We start from the raw sequence: 16,595 nt of genomic DNA on the forward strand, positions 1-16,595 counted from the left end.
AATACACTAAAGCCCATGCACGGACTGCACTCAATAAAAGCAAAATTACTACATGTATCTGTGATCTCATTTTTTTAATGTTTTACTAAAATTCGGATAAAATTTTGTACTTAAACCGTTCCCCAGAAATTTCGCACTTTTCTTAGGTATCGTTTTTTGAGTTAATTTCGTTGTGATCAAATAGGCAACGAGCAGATTTGGTATCCACGACAACCAGGCTACAATTATATAGGACGTGTCGTAGATACCGATAACTAAAATCAAAATAGGCAGCCAGATTCTTAGTGTAACAGCAGCAAAACAAGCCGCATAACTGTAGATCATCAGTAATTGATGTTTTCCGATTTGTTGTTTCCTGACGGTTAAGTATGCTATTAAGGTGGTACAAAACCAGATTATGCCTAAACAGCTAAATCCAAGTGATGCCCAGAAACCTCCATCCGAAAAAAGCGCTATGTAGAAACCGGAAAGGGAACTGAATAAAGCCGAAACAACATATATTTTTCCAGTAAGCCTGTGTACTTTGATATTTCTGGACCTAAGTTTTGAGCTAAACTGGAGCCATCCCACAAGTAATGCAACCCCTCCAAAAATAATATGTATATAAAAAGCAATATACCAGACGAGGTTGTTTAAAAGCCACTCTGGTTTGTCATTCATTATTCCAACCTTTCCATTTATTAAAAAATATTTAAGTGGATAAAGTCCAATAATAATTGAAAAAAAGCCAAATAAAACCCACAGGATTTTCTTTTTCATATCAGCGTACTATGTTGAAACTAATGGGTGCTGCAGGTACAGCATCTTCCCAAACATTATGCAACAAAAATGTATACTAGCGGGCAAAAAATGGTTCCACTTTGTAAGGTGGCACCTATTATTGTTTAGATTGTAGCTTGCAGACTTATTTTCTGCTGTTTTAAATAGGTTGTTGGCGACACTCCTATCTTCTTTTTGAAGTTTCTATTAAAGGAAGTTTTAGAATTAAAGCCAACCTCATATGCTAAAGCTAATAAGGTGAATTTATGATTTCCGGGCTGCTTCGAAATGAGTTTAAATTCTTCAATTCTAAGTCCATTGACATAATCATAGAAGTTTTTATCTTCCAGTGTATTGATTACCTGAGATAAAGCATTTGGATGGATGTTCAGTCGTTCCGCAAGTTCATTCAAGCTCAGTTCAGGATCTTTAAACAACTTTTCCTGCTGCATTAACTGCGTAACTTGCAAATGTATTTCTGACAAGAGCGTGTACCCCATTGTCGATTTTTGATATTTTACCTTTGCAGTTATTGAAGATTCATCTTCAATGACACCTAATAATCCCATCTCCAAATGGTTAGCAGGTAAAGTAATGACGTTATTGTTGAAAATCCCAACTTGTTTGATGCCAAAATAGCCAATAGACAAGATAAACAGGTCTACTAACGTAAAGGTAGAGATGTCATTGCCCAAGAGAATAGATAACCAGATCAGGGACATGCCGATCATCAGATTTTTTAACCAGTTCAGATTGATCTTTTCCAGATGAGAAACGAGGTTTGAAATATTTTTGCGGTGTCTTTCTATCAGATAAAGCGACATTATGATATAAGCAATACCAGAAGGTAAAATTGCGAAATGGACGATTTTTAATAAGCCCAAATAACCAATGCCATTGTTTTCGTAAATAAATATCTTCTCGCCTGTGGCCAACAAAAAGAACTTCGACAAAGCAATATATGCTAACACTGTAGGAAGAAAATGAAAAGAACAGTACAATTTCCCGATCTTCTTTCCAGTTAACAAAGTAGCATACAAATACAAAAATGGGCCATGAAGCAGTGGCATGGGAATCTCAAGACCCAAAAAGTACGGATATTTCAGAAATTTATCTGATGCAATTAAGTAATAGCAAAGCAGGTGAATAGAGATCAAAAATAGCCAGAAGGCCAATACCAGATCTGCCCTAGATTTACCTTTTTTTGTAAAAAGCAGTATGGAAAGAAATAAAGAAATGACAACTCCAACAATATGTATCATGGCCTATACTAAGTATGGGCTAAATATAAAAGAAAACGGTAGATTTTGAATTATCATCTCTCTTATCTAATCATTCAAATAGTTAATTCATTCATTGTTAGGCACCCGTGCAATTAGAATAAAAAGCGATGGTTTGGACAGCACCCCTTTATATGATTTCATAGAACACAAGGAGGAATTTGATATTTTAAAAGCTGCAGAATGGGTTTCCGTTCACCAGCTGGTCCCGCATGACATCTTGACGTTGATTTAGTATAGCGCAGCAGCTGGCACAAAGACAAATCAGGGCAAAAGGTCTATAAAATAAAAGGCGCCAATCACGTTTATGACGCCTCCCATCCTTATACTTCTGACCGCCTGCCTAATCATTTACAGCAGGCAGGCGAAAAACGTTAAATTTTATTTTACAGTAAACGGCACTGAAATATTGCCCCATTCTAAAACAACCTTACCTGATTTATCGATGGTAAAAGTCATTTTTTCCACGAAGCTTTTTGCTTTTCCAGTTTTGGCATTTACGCGAATGACGTCAGCTGCTTCCTTGTATTCATAAGGACCCGCCGGGTTTGCGGTCTTGTTAAAAATCCACACCCAGTCCTGCGCGCCAGGAATCGAGTGCAATGAGTACTTTCCGGCTGGCAAAGCTTTTCCGTCAATGGTCACATCTTTACCCACTTCAAAAATAGTGGCCTCGTTTGCTCCGGTTCGCCAAACTTTACCGTCAAATGGTGCGATTTCTTTACCTACAGTACGGCCTTTTACCGAAGGTGCGCTGTAATCGATCGTGATTGCTGTGCCTGATTTAGTTGTTCCTTTAGCGATTGCAGGCGGACTCGGGCGTTTACTTTTATCTTCTTTTGGTTTGTCCTGAGCAAATAAAGTTGCTGAAGTAAACAAAGTCACAATTAGAGACAGTACAAATATTTTTTTCATAACATTTAATTTTTTGATTGCTACTAATATAACAAATTTTCATTCGACTGTCATTTGTCCTAAATACACCTTCAATTAACCTAATCATGGAAAAACAAAAAACCCGGCATAGACTGAGTATTATTCCATATGAGGCCACCTCTTTCGCAGAACGCGGCCTCATCTGACAGTCCAAAATTGGGAAAGAACCATATTATGACCTCAGGAATGCTGATTTGATCTACATACTGGAGAAACTCGTGAAAAGCCTTTTAGTGATTGAGAGAAGCTTGTTTTTAAGCCCGACGAAATGCTATGCTCAGGGATGTCAGATATAAATAAAATTCGTCGCCTATATTTGTAATTCGACCACGCAATTTTTGGTAACGCCCGGCAGTCGCTCAGGCGACAATTTTGACCCGAAATGAATGATTTATAAAAAAGTGTTAAAAAACCTCCTACATATTTTCTTGTCGAAAAACTCAGACACGAAATAAGACGTTTTTTTTGCGCTTAGGTACAAATCCCCCACTCTAGGATTTCTGTAATAATATGCTGTTAGCGTATATCCAATTCTTACGGGATAACCATCATGCTCCTTTCTGCAGACTAAAAGATTTTCTTCCGGATTTTTAACTCTTCAAATCCCTCGATTTCTACAAGTATATGCTTCCTATGTATCCGCTTCTTCAGTTTCATCGGCACAGATCTGCTGGTCAACCGTCTGGCAATCCTTTGCATTATAGGCATGTCAAATGAAAGCTGCCGGAACTTTGGATGTAGTCAGTTATTCGAAACTTTCTTACCGTAAAGGTGTTAACTAATTAAACAATCAACAGATGAAATTACTAAACAATGATCAAGCGCCGGCTCCAGGAGCTGGTGTACTTTCAGTATCTTTAAAGGAAACAGAAGATGAACAGTTTGACTCGATTAAAAATCCAGTAAATGAACATGATCTTTGGGAGCTGATCAACCAAGAACTCGTCAGCGATGGTTCACCTGTATGGCGGATGTGGTGCTAACTGGAAAAACTTCCAGGAAATGAGAGTTACCGGGGCAAGCAACAAATTAACTAAGCCTTAAACTATACTGTTTTTCCGGGCTTTTCTGGGATGCTATATAGGCTTGTTCTGCAGGTAATTTTCGATTTGCTCTCCAAGTTGCTCGAGTAAAGCTTCAACAGCCATTCCTTCACCGCACCAGCTTTTGCCACTTCCACCCAACTCCTGCCACATCACACCCAGGGTGGTATGCTGGTCGAAAATGGCATATTTAGGCTCTTCCAAATCAGGAACTACAAGTAGTGGTCTCAGCTCCCCTTCAATGATCACCTGAACCTCAAATGGCTCTCATCCTTCTTCAATATTTCCCATTTAATTAAGTTTTTTCATCACAAAATATAGATACTTGATATTCAGATCATGGCAATAGCAATCGTGGATTGCTATTGCCCCGAATCTTCGAACAGATTTACCAGCTGTCGGCGTAAACGACAAATAATTTTATCATCACACTGAAGCGCTATTTCCTTGAGCCTGGCTCACCCATACGTCTGAACGGAGCAAGTGCATCAGCTGGTGGGCTATCGTCATCCGTATCTGTTTTCGATTCGCTAGGGTTGTTAACTTTACTGTCTTCAAAGTCAGATAAACCTTGTTTTTTACGTTTCTCTTCCAGCTCCTTTGACTGCTGATCTCGAATTTGCTTTTCCATAATAAATAGCTATTAATTAGAATCCTATAAATCGATAACACCTAAATGTTTTTAGAATTGTAAGCCCCATTTTCCCGATCGCTTTTATAGTTCATGGCATCGTCTTCTTTGCCATTCTCCTGCACGCCTGTCTGATCTTTCAGTTGGTCTGCTTTGTCTTTCTGTCCTTCTTCCTGCATTCGAGATATGCTCATCTTAGCATTAATATTATGCTTACGCTTGTTATCCCTGGTTTTCAGTGGCTGTACGGAAGAGGATTTAAGGCTCGCATGAGCGGCATCATTATTAACGTTAGCGTCCTGACTATTTTTGAGGTTTTCCTGGATATTCATAGTGAAAATGTTTAGGTGTAAATACAACAATCTTAAACACTTATGGTTTTAATATTTCAGGAGCCATTGATTCTGCGTTTTATTTTATGCTTTGATGCCCACTTGAGCTGATGAGAGGAAAATCTACTGGACTGCAAAGCGGAAACCTATCGAAATTACAAAATGAAAAAAAATAGGTCAGTATTTCTAGCAAAACGGTAATTTTGGGTAATGTCTTCCAAATTCCAAATCCTTTATTTTTTTGAAAATGCCCGCCTAATGATTGCGGAGATCAAGCGTTTGGATCTTCCAGAAAACGCAAGCTATACTGAAACTTGTCATTGGCTTTATTTCGATAAACAAACGGGCGCACTGATGAAGCTTTGGTTCCATACGATGGATTCCTCTGGAGAAATCGAAGAAAGGTATTTTGAGCAGGGATTTTTGAAATTCAATGGCACCCAGGCCACCTTTATTGAAAAGTACAACTCAGCTCAACATACTCTGGACAGACGTAGTACAAAAGAAGCATCACCTGAACTCATATTGGTGCTGGAAAGCTATTTTAAACACCCGGAAGGGAAAAAAGATTGATTATTTTGCTGAGGCACTGTTGGGGACATTGCCATTGCCTTGTGCATTACCTTAATTTCCTGCTGTCGGCGCTGAACAGGTCGCGGAATTGCTCTTTCCCATGAACCCCAAATTAATAATAGGCATCAGGTTAAGACCTGTCCAAAGATCCACTATCGAAAGTTTCGTATAGCGATGTATGCTTCATCAAAAAAACATCATTACCTTACCTGATCTTGCCAAAACTTTGGGCAATGATAGCAATATGTTCTTTTATTTTTACTTTCTGAAGATGCTCCACTTTTTCCGGCCCACCTAAACTAAGCAAAGGCACATACCCAAAACATTCGTCGTATTGCAGGGCTCCATGGTTTTCCTTGGCGGTGAGGTAATTATGGTCGTTCAAATTAGCCCTTAAAAAGCCCTCATCCGCTAAATCCATATCAAAAAACCATTCCATGTCATCCCCACTTTCTATAATGGAATCCTTGCCATTTCTAAAATATACTGCCCGGATCGCATCACCTGTCCAGGTCAGGAAATCTCCAAGGGCAGTAACCCCAAAAACGATTTCGACATCCGTATTGTCATAGGCTTCATCAAACACAGCTTGAAACTCTAACGGATTAACCAACTTCAGATAGCCATTCATAAAGATTCCAAACCCATAGCTATTCCAAAAGTCAATAAGCTGAGGAGGCAATTTGCCCTCGTACTTATCCGATACATCGCCTGTTGCCTTTAGTACAATCGAATAGTTCGGGTATTTTTCAAAAAATATATCAAACATAGGCCGAAGGGTTGCTTTAATCAGATAAACCATTCCAACAAGAGGTTTACTACTAAAGAAGGGAAATAACAAACATCGCTTTCAACAAATATTCTGAAAACTTCATGAAATATCAAGGGTTATGCTTAAAAACGTTTTGCAGGGCAGCTAAGGCGGAGTACGGGAAAGATAAACCCATCCAGGGTAACAATACTAAGGATGGTACGACAAATGTGTGCACGCCTTACGCTGACTAAACGAATAAATGATTCGCTAAACATTTTTTATAAAGCACGATGAATCCAGCGTTGGTAAGTCAATTCAAATTTAGTTTCGCCATTGGAATAGCTTCCGACCTGAGTCCAGCCTTGAAGCGGATAGAATCGTTCTGCACGTGTATTCGGTGCTGTCCCTAAAACTACCTTGTCCTTAGTCTGCTGAAAATACCAATCGATCATTAGTCGATGCAATTCCTTTCCAATCCCTTTTTCTGCAAACTCCGGATCTACAAACAATGCCCAGACACTCTTTTCCAACAGGTCAATAATTGAAAAACCCACAACCCTACCATCCACCTCACAAACCCACCCCTTACCTCTTTCGGAAATGTAATACGCCACATCTTTATCAGGAACAAGATCGGGATTGCTCAAAGTATTCTCTTTCACCAGATGCCGTACTACCTGCATCTGTTTAATATCTGAAAGTTTCGCGGTTCTAAAAATCATAAAGCAGGTTTTCAATTACAGGTCAAAAATTTTTACTACGCCTTTTTACATGACCTGTCTCATCAGGTAGTCAACCAGCGTATCCCTTTCATGAATTTTGTCATTTAAGGTGGTTTTTATATTTATTTTCCGGTGTTGCCGGAGAATTATGAAATCCGGCTGCGTACATTATAAATATGGATAAGATGTTCGCTGCAAATATAAAAAACAGCGGTGTTCCTTTCAAATATTTTTGGACAGTCTATTCGTTTCTTGTTGAATGCACAGGGTATTTAACTTGTAGTGACAAGTCAAATACCCTGTGTTATTAGTGGAGATTTTGTTTCCTTAATTTTTGTGTGTCTAATCCTATTTTATTGCAACGAAATCAAAATTTCTTATCCTACATCAACTCAATGGCCACAAAAATTTTAGAGCTTTGATTTATCAACGAAAAGCACAACTTAAAAACTAAAATTATGGCTAAGATTATCACAAAAGACGGAACTGAAATTTATTACAAAGATTGGGGAACAGGTCAACCACTGGTATTCCATCATGGCTGGCCACTATCAGGCGACGACTGGGACGCGCAGATGATGTTCTTTCTGCAAAAAGGATACAGAGTAATCGCCCATGACCGCAGGGGGCATGGGAGATCAAGTCAGGTTTCCGGTGGACACGATATGGATACTTATGCAGCAGATGTCGCAGCCCTTAGCGAGGCGCTCGATTTGAGAGATGCTATACATATCGGCCACTCAACAGGCGGCGGCGAAGCGATTCATTACGCTGCAAACCTGGGAAAAAACCGCGTCGCTAAAGTTGTACTTATCAGCGCGGTAACACCATTAATGTTGCAGACAGAAAACAATCCCGATGGTGTACCGATGGCTGTATTTGACGAAATACGTCAGGGTACCGCATTTAACAGGGCACAATATTTCCAGGACTTCACCATCCCCTTCTACGGCTATAACCGTGAAGGTGCCAAAATATCGCAGGGCATCAGGGATAATTGGTGGAGACAGGGAATGATGGGAAGCGTAAAAGCACATCATGATGGTATTAAGGCATTTTCAGAAACAGACTTCACAGAGGACCTTAAAAGTGTGGATATTCCGGTACTGGTTTTGCATGGAGAAGATGACCAGATCGTTCCATTTCCTATCTCGGGAGCAAAAGCCATCAAATTACTAAAAAACGGGAAATTAATTTCATATCCTGGTTTCCCTCATGGCATGCCGGCTACTGAGGCACCCACTATCAACAAAGATCTTCTGGCTTTTATTCAATCTTAAACAGATTTCAATAACTGGAAATTAGCACATTCCGCAACCCAGAAAAGCTGTCATAACTTAATTTGACAGCTTTTTTTTATTGGTAATGAGCCGATTGTTAAAGCAACACTCATGAATAAGATTAACTTTCCCTACCAGATGAGATTTTCAAAATAGCCAAGTGTGTTACTGTCCTGGTTATTAAAACAATTCTAAAGTGTGATCGTTATATAACTGAAGGCTAATGTATCAAGCTTAATTTATTAACCTAAATTTAGAACAATGAAGAACAGACAAGATGCAAGGCATAGCAGTTCGGAACAGGGCAAACCTACCTCAGATCGAATGTATCACAATGCCAAAGACGACAAAAAGCAACAGGGAATTACCAATGGCGGAGGTCAGAGGTCAGACCAGACTTCCAATAAAGACAATCAACGTAAACGAGAAGGTCATTAAAGTGCCTTTTGCGTTTTCGGGTAAATATTCTATTAGCTGTAAAAAGGTGTTCAGGTCAGAACACCTTTTTTGTCTTCTTAGACTTTCAGCGTTTTTAAACATGGAAGCTGAAAATAAGTTAAGAGCGATTTTCCATGAACCAACTGGCGATTAAGCAATTTGAAAAAAACAGGAGCCGGCCGGTGCTTAAACGTACTGGAGCTTCTCCGGGTTTTTAATATTAAAAGCGGCTTAATTGTGGGTAGGAAACGCGAGTTGAACTAAATAAGAATATAAGCAAGATTAGATTGTTATTTTAACAGAAACAGATTTTTTCAATAAAGAACGCTTGGGTCAAGACGCGAACCCCGAACCACCCTGGCCACTGTTATATAGAGATAAACGCTGGTTGACACCAGTGCTTATTAATCTCCTGGCGATGAAAAGTACAGATTTTTCAGGATTCACTTAAGGGAAATGCTATTCAGCAAGAGAAATAGGTAATATTCATTTATATCAATTCTGTTTGAGAAGAACAAACCATTAGCATCATTCGTTTTACGCTGTCAAAAACCGGGAACAACAAAATCTAAAACATTCTGTATTAACCATTGTAGTTATTAAACAGAAAACTAACGTTGAACATTAAAACAATAATCATGGGACAATTAAGCAATCGAACCATAGCCGTTTTATCGGAAAACGGTTTTGAAGAAACAGAATTGACAAGCCCTGTTGAAAGGTTAAAAGAAGAAGGTGCCACAGTTCATATCATCTCGTCTAAATCAGGCAAGATACAGGCAATGAAGGGCGACCATCAGTGGACAATTGAAGTGGATGTAGACAAGACAATCAATGAAGCTAATGCTGATGACTATCATGCATTAGTAATTCCCGGTGGGGTATTAAATCCCGACGCATTAAGAAAGAATGAGGATGCCGTCGACTTTGTAAAAGCTTTTTTTGACCTTGGAAAACCAGTAGCAGCGATCTGTCACGGCCCGCAAGTGCTGATTACAGCTGAAGTTGTAGAAGGTAGAAAGTTGACTTCAACAAAAACCATAAAAATTGACCTGTTGAATGCTGGTGCTGAATGGTATGACCAGGAAGTTGTAGTTGACGCGGGTTTGGTCACCAGCCGAAGCCCAAGAGATCTCCCTGCTTTTAATGACAAGATGGTAGAAGAATTTGCAGAGGGTGTCCATGAAGGGCAACATTCCTAACCCATAAAATTAAGCGGGTATCTAAAAGGTCCCGCTTTGTGTTATTACTGGAAATATCACTCTATACTATTTACCATGACAAAACTTAAAATAGCAGTTCTGGTGGGCAGCCTTCGCAAGGAATCCTGGAACAGAAAAACAGCCAATGCACTCATTGCACTTGCTCCTGACTTACTTACATTGGAGATTATCAGTATCGGCGATCTGCCGCTTTACAACGAAGACCTGGAAACAGCTCCACCTTCGCAATGGACAACCTTCCGTAAACACCTGGCAACTTTTGACGCAGTACTTTTTGTCACTCCAGAATATAACAGGTCTGTTCCCGCAGTACTCAAAAATGCCCTTGATGTCGGCTCTCGTCCATATGGGAAAAGCTGTTGGGATGGAAAACCTGGTGCGGTGATCAGCGTATCTCCTGGCAACATTGGGGCCTTTGGGGCAAATCATCACCTGCGCCAGTCCCTTGTATTTCTGAACGTTCCTGCTATGGCTCAGCCGGAGGCCTATATCGGGGGTGCCGCTAGCTTATTTGACGATAAGGGTATACTCACCAATGAATCTACCAGGGCATTGTTAAAGAAATTTATGGACAGTTTCCAGCTCTGGATCACTAGCAATGTAAAAAAGTAAGAAGATTTTTGTTGCTCCTTCATATTACGCCCATGAGGAATATAGACAAAGGTAAATTCCCCTCTTATGCTATAAGCTTATTTTACATTACCTTCAAACTTTAATTTTTCAAACACATCATGCCCGAAACCCATTAAATTAATCACAATCAATCCTTATCTATGAATGCGCTAATTATTATCGATGTGCAGTATGATTTTTTACCCGGAGGTGCTTTAGCTGTTAACCATGGTGACGAAATCGTCCAAACCATTAACGACTTACAGTCAGAATATGATCTGGTAGTAGCCACGCAAGATTGGCATCCAAGGGGTCATAAAAGTTTCTTTACTTCCCACCCAAATAAAATACCATTTGAAGAAATATCTTTAAACGGATTAAATCAGGTACTATGGCCTGAGCATTGCATACAGGGAACAAAGGGCGCAGAACTGGTTCCAGAACTTTTAACGAATGCTGTTGAGGCTATTTTTAGAAAAGGGATGGATAAAGAAATTGACAGTTACAGCGGCTTTTTTGACAATGGCAGAAAAAAATCTACAGGCATGGCCGATTACCTTAAAGGAAGAGGGGTTACTGAAGTAGCCGTTTGCGGAGTGGCCGCTGATTTTTGTGTGTATTATACTGCAAATGACGCGTTAGACTTAGGTTTTAAATCAAGTATTATAACGCGCGCCGCTAAACCGATAGATCGGGAAAGATATGAACGTGTTAAAAAAGACTTTCAGCTAAAGGGGGGAACTGTTATTTGATCACCCGAACGATCATGCCTGCCGATTGTTAACAGAGCAGTAAATTATTTGACGACAATGACAAAAGAAAATCATTCTGCCACCAATCTAAAAAATCTTGCACGGATAATCTTGGGCCTATTTATGATATTGGCAGGTTTGGGGCATCTAAGTTTTCAGCGGGAAGAATTTCAGGCACAGGTACCAAACTGGATCCCAATGAACCAAGACCTGGTCGTCCTGCTTTCAGGAATTGTGGAGATTTTACTGGGAGTGGCAATGATCTTTTGGCGCAAACAAAGAATTAAAGTCGGCATAGCACTTGCCATCTTTTATATACTGGTTTTCCCTGGCAACATTGCCCAGTACGCTGAACATCGCAACGCATTCGGGCTGGATACCGACACCAAGCGTCTGGCACGGCTTTTCTTCCAGCCTGTGCTCATCATTTGGGCACTATGGTCCAGTGGTGGTCTCAAACGACAAACCGCACCCGAGCGGGAAAACTAATCGTTGCTGCAACCTAAAACCAGACAGAGACCTGAACTACACCTTCAATTAAACAATTTTTCATCTATTCTTTGAAGAAAAGCGCAGTCTTTTTGAGCTTTGCCAATGTTCATGTTCCCTTAATTTTCTGCAAACACGCGAGGTGTAAGAGACTTTGCCACACCCTGTCTCTCCACTCAGCCAATCGACCTTTTAGAATTATTGGCAATTAAATTAGCAATGCTAATGCAGATAAGTTAGATTATTTTGGCATAAACCAGGCCATATCTAATTGCGCTGGATGAGAACCTTGAAAACCACGATGTCATCCATAAATTAAAATCCAATGACAAACCTTTTCAATACGCGTATGTTATTTGATTATGTGCCACTAATTTTTAAACATGAAGTCTAAAGCAAAAGAACGTAGTACCTTTGATTCAGTCAAAAACCCTCCTATAAGCAAGCACACTCATTATTTTCATGCTGATGAAGATTTTAGAGAAGACCGGGACTGGGGGAAAACGGAAACAATTGAGTTCCCCGACAAACAGGATACCTTAAAAATCCATAAAAAAAGAGCATAGTTAAAGTGCTTATTTAGCATCTGAAACCTGAATTTCTGATCAGGTCTTATCCCTATATGGCAGGGTTTATGAGCCATCTGACTGCCCCCCACATCTCAACAAGGAATCAGGATAACTATTGCTATTCAGCAAATTTTACCCTAATTTGAAAAGAAATTAGACGATGAAGCAGCATAACCTGGAAAGATATATTACAGCACAAAAATCGGTCTTTCAAACCGCTCTGACTGAAATTCAAAACGGCAGGAAAAGCAGTCATTGGATGTGGTATGTATTTCCTCAAATCCAGGGGCTTGGTTATACGGAGATTTCGAGATTTTATGCCATTCGAGACATTGATGAGGCCAAAGAATATCTGCAGCATCGGACATTAGGACCTAGACTCATTTTAATGTGCAATAGCTTACTGGAACTTAAAACCAATGACGCACATCGAGTATTTGGCAGTCCGGATGACCTGAAACTAAAATCATGCATGACCCTATTTGCCTCGGTTTCACCTACAGATCCGGTCTTCGAAAAAGTACTTGATAAATTCTATAACGGCTTAAAGGACCACATCACACTGAAAATATTAAACCTGCAACTAAGGAAGTAAGCATCGTCTCTATTTTTAAAAAATCGCAGAAATGACAGGGATGATGCCTCATTCTCCGCCAAAGTATCAAAACCTGTATAAAGCCTGCAAATCAATAATTAGCAGGCTTTATTGTTTATCAAGTTTCCCCTCCCTGATTTATGGAACAACAATTGTTTTACGCTGAACGGTATGGGCACTAAAAAAGCCTAATGCCCCACCATTGATATTAGTAACCGGATTTGCTGGTGCAGCCCCATCGGATGAACCGTTGGCATTGGAGAGGCTAAACATATAAGTGTATACAGAAGCATCAATACAATGCATTTCCGCTGTTAAACGATCTCCTTTAACAATATTTTTGCCATGATCTTTGGTTGTGTTTTCAAAGACCAGATACTCATTTATTTCCTGTCCACTGGTAAATTCATCATTGAGCACTTTATATTCACGTTGAATTTTATCATTGATATATTGCTGGAACCAATAGTAGTTTGCCACCCCGGGCGTATCTTTGAATTTCACCATCGGCGTGGTACGGGTTGAATCGTAATCCTTTGGTTTAAGTGTAAAATCCAGGAAAGGTACGTGCTCAGGCATCGTGCTGGATGCGGTGAACATTTCGCCCTGAATGGTTACAGACAGAAAATAGGTTTGACCAGGAGTACCATTAATCGCGGTTGTGGTATAAATCCCCTTACTGATCTCGTTCAACAATACTGAGGTGCCATTATTCTCAACCTTAACAATAGCTCCGCTGATGCCGTTAAACTGGTTGTCATCACCAAAATTCTTTGTTTGACTCACATTCACCTGACATACACCTGGTTCGTTGGTAATCATACCCTCAATTACGTACTTTGGGGTATTGTCCTTAAGTTTCAGCTCTATGGCATCTTCACAGGACCAAAGCAACACCATCATAGAAAGTAACAGAAAACGATATATAGAATTCATAGGTTAAAATTTAAAATTGTAAGATACGGATGGAATAAAGCGGAATAAGGTGGTTCTTATTGCCTCGGTACGATTGGGGTCTGACTCACTATCCTGGAAGGTAATGCGGAATGGATTTTTCCTGCCATAGGCATTGTACAAGCTAAAGCTCAGTTCAGATGAGAATTTCTTGTTCTGTTTCAAGATTCGCGTAGCACCCAGGTCTAATCGGTGATAAGCAGGCATACGATCTGCATTGCGTTCAGAGAAATAAAAATAGCTTTGACCAAGTAATCGGTATTTTCCATTTGGAAAAGTAACAGCATTTCCAGTAGAATACACCCAATTTGCAGAAACACTCCATTTTTGGCTCAGTTTATATACGCTGACAACAGAAACATCATGAGTTTTATCCTGACGGGCATTATACCATTGATTGTTGTTGATGCCATCGATTTTTCTTTCGGTTTTTGACAGTGTGTAACCTAACCAACCGCTAAGCCTGCCCGCCTTCTTTTTCAACAGCAGCTCCATACCATAAGCACGCCCCTTGCCAAACAGCAACTGCGTTTCAATTGGTCTGTTTGTAAATATATCAGCACCATTGCGGTAATCAATCTGATTTTTCAGCGTCTTATAGTACGTTTCGACCGTTAGCTCATAAGCAGAGCCAATGTTCCGATAGTAACCCAATGACACCTGGTCACTCAATTCAGGTTTAATAATGTTGGTACTGGCCACCCACCTATCGGTCGGAGAAGCGGCGTTAGAATTAGAAATCAAGTGCAGGTTTTGAACATTCCTCACATAAGATGCTTTAACCGATGCCCACTCCCCGACTTGCAGTGCAGCGGCTAAACGCGGTTCTAAATTAACATAAGTTTTTACCAGTTCTCCTCTTTTGTAAGCCGTTGAGCCGATTATATCTCCTGCCTGGTTGATGCTGTAATAGTCACCAGGGCCCAATATGGTGAAAGCTGATACTCTCAATCCATAAGTAAGGGTAAGCGCACTACTGGCCTTCCAGGTATTACTCACATAGACTGCGTTTTCCAATGAGTATCTATTTTGAAGGTTCTGTGAAATGAAACCGGAATTTCCTGTGGCCTGCACTTCTCCAGGTTTTATGGTATGGAATATTGAGTTCAAACCAAAGCTAATCGTATTCTGCTCATTAGCATACCACTGGATATCCTCCTTAACATTCCAATCACGAATCTGCGAGAAGAGTGTCAGTGAATTTTCGTCCGTATTAGCCTGCACCTTATAATTGTAGTTGCTAAAAATTACCGAGGTATTGGAAAATAGTTTATTGTTAAAAACATGATTCCAGCGCATGGTTGCGGTAGCATTACCCCAGTTGATTCCAGAAAGGTTATCCGAGGCCAATACATCCTTTCCAAAATAGCCGGATAAAAACAAACGGTCTTTATCCCCTAATATATAATTGGCCTTGGCATTAACATCATAAAAATAAAGCTGTGTATTGTTGATCGAAGTATCGCTGGAGAGTTTTAGGAACATGTCTGCATAAGTCCTGCGGGCAGAGATGAGAAACGATGACTTATCCTTTTGAATTGGCCCTTCTACATTTAATCGTGCAGCAATAAGGCCAATTCCCCCGCTTACCCCCAACTTTTGATTGTTTCCGTCATTCATTTTAACATCCAGAACTGATGACAGACCACCACCATATTGAGCCGGCATTCCACTTTTATACAGCGTTACATTTTTAATTGCATCAGAATTAAAGGTCGAAAAGAAGCCCAGCAAATGGGAGGCGTTGTATACTGGCGCTTCATCTAATAAGATCATATTCTGGTCTGCCGTTCCGCCGCGCACAAACATGCCACCATTTCCCTCTCCGGCAGTTTTCACGCCAGGTAATAGCTGCAAGGTTTTGATTAAATCCGGCTCTCCCATGAGTACAGGGACCAATTTAGTTTCGCTGATGCTCAATCGTTCCATTCCCATTTGCGGATTTCCGATATTTCGTTGTGCGGAAGTACTATTGATTGTAACCGTTTCCAATAAATTCTGATCATCAGTTAAGGTAGCATTCAGATTCGTATTTTCTTTCAAATCAATCCGGACTCTGTAGGTTTTTGAGCCGACAGCGCTAATCTCCAGATCATAGCTACCCTTTATCAGGGTAATGGAATAAAAGCCATATTCATTGCTGGCTGTAGCTAAATTAGCGCCCACGATCCTTATGGTTGCGGCAATTAAAGTTTCGCCTGTACTTTGCGATTTAACTGTTCCGCTTAGTGTATACTTTTCTTTGCTTTGTGCCGGATTTGCCGCCGGACCGGCCTCGTCCTTTTTTGTTTTTTCGGGATCAAGGCGAATGAATACTTCTTTATCCAGTATACTGAATTGCAGCGGCTTGTCAGCAAAAGCCAATGTCAGAATCTCTTTCAGGCTTTTATCCCGGGCGGTAATGCTGATCTTAATAGAACTGCTTGCAATCTGTTCATTAAAGGTGAATTTTGTACCGGAAATGGAAGTTATTTTATCTAGTGCTTTTTTAAGTTGTTCGTTTTTTAAGCTTATACTTAACTTTTTATCCAATGGACTTTGGGCATGTGCCCGCGACTGTAGGACTATCAGAAATAATAAGACAACGGCAATAAAGGTTAGGAACCCAACAGGTTCTAGTTTTTTCATTGATATGTTTGTTTGACAGTTATGG

20 protein-coding genes are annotated in these 16,595 nt (G+C 40.1%); 10 read left to right on the top strand and 10 right to left on the bottom strand.

The window, feature by feature from the left end; all coding sequences use genetic code 11:
* Positions 1-66 precede the first annotated feature (66 nt).
* The 3 genes from HQN86_RS24220 to HQN86_RS24230 form a co-directional block, all read right to left on the bottom strand.
* On the bottom strand, positions 67-759 hold the full coding sequence (locus HQN86_RS24220; protein WP_172663423.1) for a DUF2306 domain-containing protein: 693 nt from the start codon (positions 757-759) through the stop codon (positions 67-69).
* A gap of 125 nt (positions 760-884) precedes the next feature.
* Positions 885-2,021 (bottom strand): helix-turn-helix domain-containing protein, encoded by a 1,137-nt coding sequence (locus HQN86_RS24225; RefSeq protein ID WP_172663424.1) that lies wholly within the window; start codon positions 2,019-2,021, stop codon positions 885-887.
* A 399-nt stretch (positions 2,022-2,420) separates the two neighbouring features.
* A complete protein-coding gene (locus HQN86_RS24230) occupies positions 2,421-2,954 on the bottom strand; it encodes a DUF2911 domain-containing protein (RefSeq protein WP_172663425.1) in 534 nt (177 codons plus the stop codon).
* 818 nt (positions 2,955-3,772) lie between these two features.
* Between HQN86_RS24230 and HQN86_RS24235 the strand changes: the two genes are divergently transcribed.
* Positions 3,773-3,958 carry a hypothetical protein gene (locus tag HQN86_RS24235; protein WP_172663426.1) on the top strand — a complete coding sequence of 62 codons (186 nt, stop codon included), beginning with the start codon at positions 3,773-3,775 and terminating at the stop codon, positions 3,956-3,958.
* 93 nt (positions 3,959-4,051) lie between these two features.
* Here the strand turns inward: HQN86_RS24235 and HQN86_RS24240 are convergent, their stop codons facing one another.
* The 3 genes from HQN86_RS24240 to HQN86_RS24250 all read right to left on the bottom strand — a co-directional run bounded on the left by HQN86_RS24240 (position 4,052) and on the right by HQN86_RS24250 (position 4,981).
* Positions 4,052-4,267, bottom strand: coding sequence for a hypothetical protein (locus HQN86_RS24240; protein ID WP_172663427.1), 216 nt, complete (start codon positions 4,265-4,267; stop codon positions 4,052-4,054).
* A 190-nt stretch (positions 4,268-4,457) separates the two neighbouring features.
* A complete protein-coding gene (locus HQN86_RS24245) occupies positions 4,458-4,649 on the bottom strand; it encodes a hypothetical protein (protein WP_172663428.1) in 192 nt (63 codons plus the stop codon).
* Positions 4,650-4,690: 41 nt separating this feature from the next.
* A complete protein-coding gene (locus HQN86_RS24250) occupies positions 4,691-4,981 on the bottom strand; it encodes a hypothetical protein (protein WP_172663429.1) in 291 nt (96 codons plus the stop codon).
* 210 nt (positions 4,982-5,191) lie between these two features.
* Between HQN86_RS24250 and HQN86_RS24255 the strand changes: the two genes are divergently transcribed.
* Positions 5,192-5,554: a hypothetical protein gene (locus tag HQN86_RS24255; protein WP_172663430.1), complete on the top strand. Its 363-nt coding sequence runs from the start codon at positions 5,192-5,194 to the stop codon at positions 5,552-5,554.
* A gap of 205 nt (positions 5,555-5,759) precedes the next feature.
* On the opposite strand, the gene HQN86_RS24260 is transcribed toward HQN86_RS24255, so the two are convergent.
* Both HQN86_RS24260 and HQN86_RS24265 read right to left on the bottom strand, forming a co-directional pair.
* Positions 5,760-6,323, bottom strand: a complete 564-nt coding sequence (locus HQN86_RS24260) for a T6SS immunity protein Tdi1 domain-containing protein (RefSeq protein ID WP_172663431.1) — start codon at positions 6,321-6,323, stop codon at positions 5,760-5,762.
* 263 nt (positions 6,324-6,586) lie between these two features.
* On the bottom strand, positions 6,587-7,030 hold the full coding sequence (locus tag HQN86_RS24265; protein ID WP_172663432.1) for a GNAT family N-acetyltransferase: 444 nt from the start codon (positions 7,028-7,030) through the stop codon (positions 6,587-6,589).
* Between the two features lie 458 nt (positions 7,031-7,488).
* On the opposite strand from HQN86_RS24265, the gene HQN86_RS24270 reads away from it, so the two are divergent.
* From HQN86_RS24270 to HQN86_RS24305, 8 genes are all read left to right on the top strand, one after another.
* Entirely contained in the window at positions 7,489-8,310 is an 822-nt protein-coding gene (locus tag HQN86_RS24270; protein ID WP_172663433.1) for an alpha/beta fold hydrolase, read from the top strand.
* Between the two features lie 261 nt (positions 8,311-8,571).
* Positions 8,572-8,748 (top strand): hypothetical protein, encoded by a 177-nt coding sequence (locus tag HQN86_RS24275; RefSeq protein ID WP_172663434.1) that lies wholly within the window; start codon positions 8,572-8,574, stop codon positions 8,746-8,748.
* Positions 8,749-9,386: 638 nt separating this feature from the next.
* Complete coding sequence (locus HQN86_RS24280) at positions 9,387-9,950, top strand: type 1 glutamine amidotransferase domain-containing protein (protein WP_172663435.1); 564 nt, start codon at positions 9,387-9,389, stop codon at positions 9,948-9,950.
* Positions 9,951-10,025: 75 nt separating this feature from the next.
* On the top strand, positions 10,026-10,583 hold the full coding sequence (locus HQN86_RS24285) for an NADPH-dependent FMN reductase (protein WP_172663436.1): 558 nt from the start codon (positions 10,026-10,028) through the stop codon (positions 10,581-10,583).
* A 161-nt stretch (positions 10,584-10,744) separates the two neighbouring features.
* Complete coding sequence (gene pncA, locus HQN86_RS24290) at positions 10,745-11,335, top strand: bifunctional nicotinamidase/pyrazinamidase (protein ID WP_172663437.1); 591 nt, start codon at positions 10,745-10,747, stop codon at positions 11,333-11,335.
* A gap of 57 nt (positions 11,336-11,392) precedes the next feature.
* Positions 11,393-11,824 carry a DoxX family protein gene (locus HQN86_RS24295; RefSeq protein ID WP_172663438.1) on the top strand — a complete coding sequence of 144 codons (432 nt, stop codon included), beginning with the start codon at positions 11,393-11,395 and terminating at the stop codon, positions 11,822-11,824.
* Positions 11,825-12,207: 383 nt separating this feature from the next.
* On the top strand, positions 12,208-12,390 hold the full coding sequence (locus HQN86_RS24300; RefSeq protein ID WP_172663439.1) for a hypothetical protein: 183 nt from the start codon (positions 12,208-12,210) through the stop codon (positions 12,388-12,390).
* Between the two features lie 163 nt (positions 12,391-12,553).
* Positions 12,554-12,988, top strand: a complete 435-nt coding sequence (locus HQN86_RS24305; RefSeq protein WP_172663440.1) for a DUF1810 domain-containing protein — start codon at positions 12,554-12,556, stop codon at positions 12,986-12,988.
* Positions 12,989-13,126: 138 nt separating this feature from the next.
* Here HQN86_RS24305 and HQN86_RS24310 read toward each other — a convergent pair whose 3' ends face one another.
* Together HQN86_RS24310 and HQN86_RS24315 are read right to left on the bottom strand one after the other, a co-directional pair.
* The gene (locus HQN86_RS24310) at positions 13,127-13,924 is read right to left on the bottom strand and encodes a DUF4249 domain-containing protein (protein ID WP_172663441.1); all 798 of its coding nucleotides are present in this window, start codon (positions 13,922-13,924) and stop codon (positions 13,127-13,129) included.
* Between the two features lie 3 nt (positions 13,925-13,927).
* Positions 13,928-16,570, bottom strand: a complete 2,643-nt coding sequence (locus tag HQN86_RS24315) for a TonB-dependent receptor (protein WP_172663442.1) — start codon at positions 16,568-16,570, stop codon at positions 13,928-13,930.
* Between the last annotated feature and the right edge of the window lie 25 nt (positions 16,571-16,595).

This window comes from Pedobacter panaciterrae (assembly GCF_013204795.1).
GTDB lineage: Bacteria > Bacteroidota > Bacteroidia > Sphingobacteriales > Sphingobacteriaceae > Pedobacter > Pedobacter panaciterrae.